Source organism: Rhodoferax sp., from assembly GCF_023701345.1.
GTDB lineage: Bacteria > Pseudomonadota > Gammaproteobacteria > Burkholderiales > Burkholderiaceae_C > Rhodoferax.
The window spans coordinates 1-5,379 of the sequence record NZ_JAMPXE010000173.1; the positions used below are offsets into that span (position 1 = coordinate 1).

The 5,379-nt window shown below is 60.0% G+C and carries 12 protein-coding genes and 1 tRNA gene; 3 read left to right on the forward strand and 10 right to left on the reverse strand.

Annotation, left to right across the window (positions count from 1 at the left end; translation table 11 throughout):
- Positions 1-7 precede the first annotated feature (7 nt).
- Both NDI87_RS17535 and NDI87_RS16200 read left to right on the forward strand, forming a co-directional pair.
- Positions 8-130 (forward strand): DUF3095 family protein, encoded by a 123-nt coding sequence (locus NDI87_RS17535; RefSeq protein ID WP_366029089.1) that lies wholly within the window; start codon positions 8-10, stop codon positions 128-130.
- Positions 131-328: 198 nt separating this feature from the next.
- Positions 329-404 (forward strand) — tRNA-Lys (locus tag NDI87_RS16200).
- Between the two features lie 24 nt (positions 405-428).
- Here the strand turns inward: NDI87_RS16200 and NDI87_RS16205 are convergent.
- The 5 genes from NDI87_RS16205 to NDI87_RS16225 form a co-directional block, all read right to left on the reverse strand.
- Positions 429-698: a hypothetical protein gene (locus NDI87_RS16205; RefSeq protein WP_296276536.1), complete on the reverse strand. Its 270-nt coding sequence runs from the start codon at positions 696-698 to the stop codon at positions 429-431.
- Positions 699-823: 125 nt separating this feature from the next.
- Positions 824-1,141 carry a type II toxin-antitoxin system RelE/ParE family toxin gene (locus NDI87_RS16210; RefSeq protein ID WP_296276538.1) on the reverse strand — a complete coding sequence of 106 codons (318 nt, stop codon included), beginning with the start codon at positions 1,139-1,141 and terminating at the stop codon, positions 824-826.
- Complete coding sequence (locus NDI87_RS16215; protein ID WP_296276539.1) at positions 1,138-1,419, reverse strand: YlcI/YnfO family protein; 282 nt, start codon at positions 1,417-1,419, stop codon at positions 1,138-1,140. The genes NDI87_RS16210 and NDI87_RS16215 overlap by 4 nt, the downstream gene beginning before the upstream one ends.
- Entirely contained in the window at positions 1,416-1,658 is a 243-nt protein-coding gene (locus tag NDI87_RS16220) for a hypothetical protein (protein ID WP_296276541.1), read from the reverse strand. Before NDI87_RS16220 ends, NDI87_RS16215 begins: the two co-directional genes overlap by 4 nt.
- Before the next feature lie 269 nt (positions 1,659-1,927).
- Positions 1,928-2,746 carry an HpcH/HpaI aldolase/citrate lyase family protein gene (locus NDI87_RS16225; RefSeq protein WP_296276552.1) on the reverse strand — a complete coding sequence of 273 codons (819 nt, stop codon included), beginning with the start codon at positions 2,744-2,746 and terminating at the stop codon, positions 1,928-1,930.
- Here NDI87_RS16225 and NDI87_RS16230 point away from each other — a divergent pair.
- Positions 2,745-2,870 carry a hypothetical protein gene (locus NDI87_RS16230; protein ID WP_296276543.1) on the forward strand — a complete coding sequence of 42 codons (126 nt, stop codon included), beginning with the start codon at positions 2,745-2,747 and terminating at the stop codon, positions 2,868-2,870. The two genes, NDI87_RS16225 and NDI87_RS16230, sit on opposite strands and share 2 nt — an antisense overlap.
- A 38-nt stretch (positions 2,871-2,908) precedes the next feature.
- Here NDI87_RS16230 and NDI87_RS16235 read toward each other — a convergent pair whose 3' ends face one another.
- The 5 genes from NDI87_RS16235 to NDI87_RS16255 form a co-directional block, all read right to left on the reverse strand.
- Positions 2,909-3,022, reverse strand: a complete 114-nt coding sequence (locus NDI87_RS16235) for a hypothetical protein (protein WP_296276545.1) — start codon at positions 3,020-3,022, stop codon at positions 2,909-2,911.
- Complete coding sequence (locus tag NDI87_RS16240; RefSeq protein WP_296276554.1) at positions 2,988-3,185, reverse strand: hypothetical protein; 198 nt, start codon at positions 3,183-3,185, stop codon at positions 2,988-2,990. Before NDI87_RS16240 ends, NDI87_RS16235 begins: the two co-directional genes overlap by 35 nt.
- Complete coding sequence (gene greB, locus NDI87_RS16245) at positions 3,186-3,770, reverse strand: transcription elongation factor GreB (protein WP_296276546.1); 585 nt, start codon at positions 3,768-3,770, stop codon at positions 3,186-3,188.
- Positions 3,771-3,775: 5 nt separating this feature from the next.
- Complete coding sequence (locus NDI87_RS16250; RefSeq protein WP_296276548.1) at positions 3,776-4,678, reverse strand: DNA ligase; 903 nt, start codon at positions 4,676-4,678, stop codon at positions 3,776-3,778.
- A gap of 99 nt (positions 4,679-4,777) precedes the next feature.
- Positions 4,778-5,335, reverse strand: a complete 558-nt coding sequence (locus NDI87_RS16255) for an HNH endonuclease (RefSeq protein ID WP_296276550.1) — start codon at positions 5,333-5,335, stop codon at positions 4,778-4,780.
- Between the last annotated feature and the right edge of the window lie 44 nt (positions 5,336-5,379).

Below are 5,379 nucleotides of genomic sequence, written 5' to 3' on the forward strand. Positions count from 1 at the left end.
ACTTGCCTTGTCCACTCCTACACAGGCTCACATGCATTTTGTGGACGGGAGCAATGGCGGCTACGCTATGGCTGCACGGCAACTCAAGCAGCAGATTGTCAATCTAAGAAGCGCAAGACCTCCAAAGTAGACATTGGCGGTGTAAATGCCACCCGCGGACTATTGATTCATTGTCCTGACCGATGCCGCCACCCCGCCCTGCCCGACCCCAATGCCGAACCACTGACACGCCAAACGCCAGCGCCACCAAGGCCTGCCACCTTCCGAGAACGCCAGCAAGTGCTGCTAGAATTTAGCATCTTCACGGCGAGCGACGATACGTGAAGACGGGAACTTAGCTCAGTTGGTAGAGCAGCGGACTCTTAATCCGTAGGTCGAGAGTTCGAATCTCTCAGTTCCCACCAGTACACAGTAAAGAAACCGCACTATCAAATTGGTAGCGCTGTTTTTCTTCTTTTGTTGCTTGTAGGCAATCTGTAGGCAACTTGCCCAAATCCAGCACCAGCAAAGCCAGCCAGCAGGCATAAAAAAACCCAGCGGGTAAGGCTGGGTGTAATCCGTAAACCTACGGCACGCTTCAGGGAGGAAAAAGCGTGAGGCAACTGCCCAGCCGTTTGAGTATCGTTATTCAAAAATAGTTCAATCGCTACCTCAGCAGCGCCAGTGAACATACGGCGCGGCGGCGCTTGCAGCGTCAAGCCGGTAGCCGCCCTTGCGTGATGCCATGCTCGCGCCGGATGTGCGAGCATTCAACCACGCCCCATCCTGCTGCTGTCGAGCGGGGTCAATGTATTCGACGCGGGTTTCGGCTTCGTTCATGGTGTCAGTGGTAATCGTCTTCGCGTTGATGGCGAATGGCACCAATGATGACGGTGCTGCTGTCCACAATCTCGAACAGCGCGACATAACCAGTACGGCCAAACGGAATAATAAGTTCACGAATAAAAGAACTGCTCCCGGCCTTGCGGCAGGCAAACGGCGAGGACGTCAAAAAGGCCATGCCGTCCTTGATCGCTTGCACTGCTCTATCGGGGATATCCAGGTCGCCTGTTTCACTGTCGAGTTCACGTTGCAGCGCGAAATCAAACAGCTGCTCCAGGTCAACGGCTGCGGCTTCACTGAATTCGACTCTGTACTTCATTGGCCGCGCTGTGCTTTGGCCTGCCTGGCCGCAGCCAACTTGGCTTCAAGTTTGGCAATCACCGCCTCGGCGGGAATACCGCCGCCGTCTCGCTTGGTCGCTTCGATGGCGGCAATGCCACGGCGAACAAACTCTGCCTGATTCTTGCGCTTGGCTACCGTGGTCCGAACCGCATTCTCCACAAATTGAGACAGCGATTCGCCGTGCTCAAGCACGCCTTCGAGTTCGAGCCGGAAATCGGGCGCAACACGGATGGGAGGGAGTGTGGCTGTTTTCATGGATTTATTGTATTGCAAATGCTATGCGAACCAACTACACAAAGAGCGACGCTGAAAGCCTGGGCCAGCAGGGATTTCTTCAGCGCGTCGAGGGCGGTGAGTTTGCGCTGGTAGATGGATTCGAGGCGTTGGGCTTCTGAGCGAAGACCATCAAACCGTTCAACGATCTCCGCCTGGATTTCGATTGAAGGCAGTCGAACTGGCAACTTTGGGATGATTCCCATGTTCAGGCCCGCCATGATCGAACCTTTGGCCTGAGAGGTGAGGTAATCCCGTGCTGTGAGATCGTGAAGAAAGTAGATGCGCAGGTATTCAGGCTGGCAACTAATGCGACAGGCGTGTCCGCTGCGAGATCGCTTGTGGCATGGTGCGTCCCTGGGTGAATTGTTGGTTTTTGTTGCATCCTATTGATCCGGCCCGGCATGGCGTAGATGCGTCGGCTGGCGGCAAGCAGGCCCCGCGCCTGCCATTCGACGCGGTGGCCGTTGGCACGAGGAGACCGGGGCGTTCAGTACCCGCCAGCCGACGACCGGGGGGTGGATGACTTGAACCTGGCAAGCAGGCTGCTCGCGGCATCGGACAACAGCATGGTGTCCACGCCCACCGCCACGAACAAGGCGCCGGCCGCCAGCCATTTGCGTGCCTGCTCCTCCGTGGTGGCGATGATGCCGGGCGCCTTGCCGGATTTGAGAATGCGTGCCATGCCATCCGCGATGGCGGCCTGCACCTCGGGATGACCCGGGTTGCCGGGAAAGCCCATCGAGGCCGATAGGTCGGCCGGACCGATGAACACGCCGTCCACGCCCGGTGTGGCGGCGATGGCGTCGAGGTTGTGCAGCGCTTCGACCGTCTCCACCTGCACCAGCAGACAGACCTGCGCATTGGCCTCATGGATGTAGTCGGGGTAGCCCTGCCAGCGCGAAGAGCGGGCCACGGGGCTGCCCATGCCGCGGATGCCGTCGGGCGGGTAGCGCATGGCACGCACCAGGTGTGCGGCCTGCGCGGCCGTGTCCACCATGGGCACGAGCAGGGTCTGCACGCCGAGCTCGAGATACTGCTTGATGATGGTGATTTCGCCCACCGGCACACGCGCGATCGGGTGCGTGACCAGGCCGGGGATGGAGCCCAGGGCGCTGGAGACGCCCTGCAATTGCGCCAGCATGGTACGCAGGTCACCGGGGCCGTGCTCGCCATCGAGCAGCAGCCAGTCATAGCCGATGCCGGCCACGAGTTCGGCGCACAGGCCGTCGGCCAGGTCCACCCACAGGCCGATCTGGACCTGCTGGTTCTGCAAGGCTTTTTTGAAGGTGTTGACAGGTGTTTTCATGGTCATGGAGTTGGGTTCTGGTGAATCGAAAATTCAGTTCGCCAGCCAGCATCATATGCCCGGGCCGCAGGTGCTGGCCCTTGGCCACGGCAAGTGGCCCAATCCAGACGAGCGCCGTCATTGAGGTAGGCAGATCGGCAATTTAGCACCCATCTGAGGCTCTCAAGGCTGGATGACGATCTCGCTCCTGACTAACCTCACGCCGTTGACCTTGCGCGCCATGCTCTCCGCGCTTAGCTTTTTAGTGGTGCTCTTGGCGAAGCCGGACAGCAACACGATGGGTTGAGCGTTTCAACGCTGAAACCGGTGCCCCAGCCACCTCCTTGTTTTCAAAGAAGCGGCTCTTGATCTGGCCCGTGATGGTGGTGTCGTCGATGTAGGCCCCCACGGTTTGCTGATCCCGGGTAACGGCACAGTCCGACACGGTAAGCAGCGCCACTCACGATTGGTCGTGCTGCACCCCATCTCCATCGGGACTCGGGTAACTTACCTTGATGACTTCGATCTCGTCAACCCGGTCCGGCATGACCAGCTTGAGCACATCGCCCTCCTCGGCCTTGAGCAGCGTGCGCGCTATGGGCGAGACCCAGCTGACCTCGCCCTGGGCGCTGTTGGCTTCGTCGATGCCCATGATCCTGACGGTGCGCAGCTCGCCCTGACCGTCCGCATAGGTGACGGTGGCGCCAAAAAACACCTGGGTGTTGCCAAAGTGCAGCGACGGGTCGGTGACTTCGGCAATTTCAAGGCGCTTGATCAAGAACCGGATGCGCCGGTCGATTTCACGCAAGCGCTTCTTGCCGTAGTGGTAGTCGGCGTTTTCCGACCGGTCGCCATTGCTGGCGGCCCAGTGCACCGCCTCCACCATCTTGGGACGGGTCACGTCAATCAGCGTTTTGAGTTCGTGGCGCAGGGTGGCAAAACCCTGGGGTGTGATGTAGTTTTTGCCGCCGGCGGGCAGGGGCGGCAGGCGAATCTCATCGCCTTCGTCATCGTTGTCTGTTTCTTTGGTAAAGGCTTTGCTCATGCGCCTTATTGTGGCTGCACCCGCAGAAACGAGGCAAACCGGGGCACGCCCCTGGGGGTGCGGTCACGGTAACGGTAAGTCACAGTGGCGCCCACCGGGGGCGGATCCGCACGTTGGGCATCACTGAAACCCGTGCCCAAAGCAAACTGCCGGCCATCGGGCAGGGCCAGCAGCAAGGCCCCAAGACGTCCGGCGTGGCGCCCCTTTCCCGGCAAATGCGCCAGCACGCGCGCCTCGTCATCGGGCATGGGTTTGAGCTTGAACAGCGCATCACTGCGCCCTGGGGACCACAGCGCGTTGGCGCGGTGCAGCACCAGGCCTTCGCCGCCCGTTTTCACGGTCTGTTTCAGCAAGGTCTGCAAGCTGATGGCATTGGAAATCCGAGTTTGGGTCACGGCCTGCAGCCAGGGCTGGTGAGCCTCTGCCAGCAGCGCGTTGATGCGCTGGGCGCGTTCTGCAAACGAGCCGCTGGCGCCGGGCAAGTCAAAAATCATGTAGCGCAGCTGGCGCCATTCGGCCTCCAGCGGCAGCTTCTTGCGCACCGTGCCGGAGAGTTCGTCAAAGCGGCCGCGGCCCAGCCACAACTCGCCGTCCAGCGGCGTCTTGGGCAGGCCGGCAATGAACCAGTCCGGGGCGGCAATCGGCAGGCCGCTGCGAAAACGCAGGCTCTGGCCGTCCCAGAAGGCACGCACACCGTCGAGTTTTTCGCTCACCAGATAGGGATTGGAATCCAGGCCGGAGGGCCAGAGTTTGGCGTGCATAAGCGCGGGCTGCGCGGCAGCGTTCGCCGCCAGCGCAGGCGCTTGGGCCGCAACGGCGACAGACGCCGCCCAGGCACTCGTCGCCCATACGCTGCCCAGCAGCACACACAAAGGCGTCATGCGCCAGGAAAATTGGCTTTTTTTCATCTTTTTTACTCCCTTGGTCCGGTGTATGCCGGGATTGTCAGACTGAAGTCTGACCTACAAAACAACCTAAGACACAACGAAACTCACCGAAAAAACTGATCAGGCAACCAGCCGCGACGACTTGGGCACGTGCGCCATCAGGAATTCCATTTGATCCGCCAGGATGCGGCGGTTGCGCAAGATGAAGTCTTCCCACAGGCTGGGGACATAGGGCGTGTAAAGCAGCGGCATGTGCGCCTGCTCGGGTGTGCGATGGCTTTTGCGGTGGTTGCAGGGGCGGCACGCCGTGACCACGTTCATCCAGCTGTCGATGCCTTTTTGCGCAAAAGGAATGATGTGCTCGCGCGTCAAATCATGCTCGTCGAACTGGTCGCCGCAGTAGGCGCACAGGTTGCGGTCGCGGGCAAACAGTTTGCTGTTGGTCAGGCCCGGTTTGAGTTCAAACGGGTTGATGCCGGGTACGCCTTTGGTGCCGATGATGCTCGACACGGTAATGATGGATTGCTGTCCCGTGAGTGCATTGTGACCGCCGTGAAACACCGCCACCTGTCGGCCCATTTCCCAGCGCACCTCTTCAGCGGCGTAATGAATCACCGCCTGTTCGAGCGAAATCCAGGATTGGGGCAACCCCTGGGCTGACAGCTTCAAGACTTTCAAAACACGACTCCTGAAAAGGACGTAATCCGAACCAAGCTTTACGG

Coding starts and splice junctions, on each gene's coding strand:
- NDI87_RS16220 (WP_296276541.1), bottom strand. CDS start 1,658: ATGGCGGGCCTGAACATGGGAATCATCCCAAAGTTGCCAGTTCGACTG.
- NDI87_RS16215 (WP_296276539.1), bottom strand. CDS start 1,419: ATGAAAACAGCCACACTCCCTCCCATCCGTGTTGCGCCCGATTTCCGG.
- NDI87_RS16210 (WP_296276538.1), bottom strand. CDS start 1,141: ATGAAGTACAGAGTCGAATTCAGTGAAGCCGCAGCCGTTGACCTGGAG.
- greB (WP_296276546.1), bottom strand. CDS start 3,770: ATGAGCAAAGCCTTTACCAAAGAAACAGACAACGATGACGAAGGCGAT.
- NDI87_RS16230 (WP_296276543.1), top strand. CDS start 2,745: ATGGTCATGGAGTTGGGTTCTGGTGAATCGAAAATTCAGTTCGCCAGC.
- NDI87_RS16250 (WP_296276548.1), bottom strand. CDS start 4,678: ATGAAAAAAAGCCAATTTTCCTGGCGCATGACGCCTTTGTGTGTGCTG.
- NDI87_RS16225 (WP_296276552.1), bottom strand. CDS start 2,746: ATGAAAACACCTGTCAACACCTTCAAAAAAGCCTTGCAGAACCAGCAG.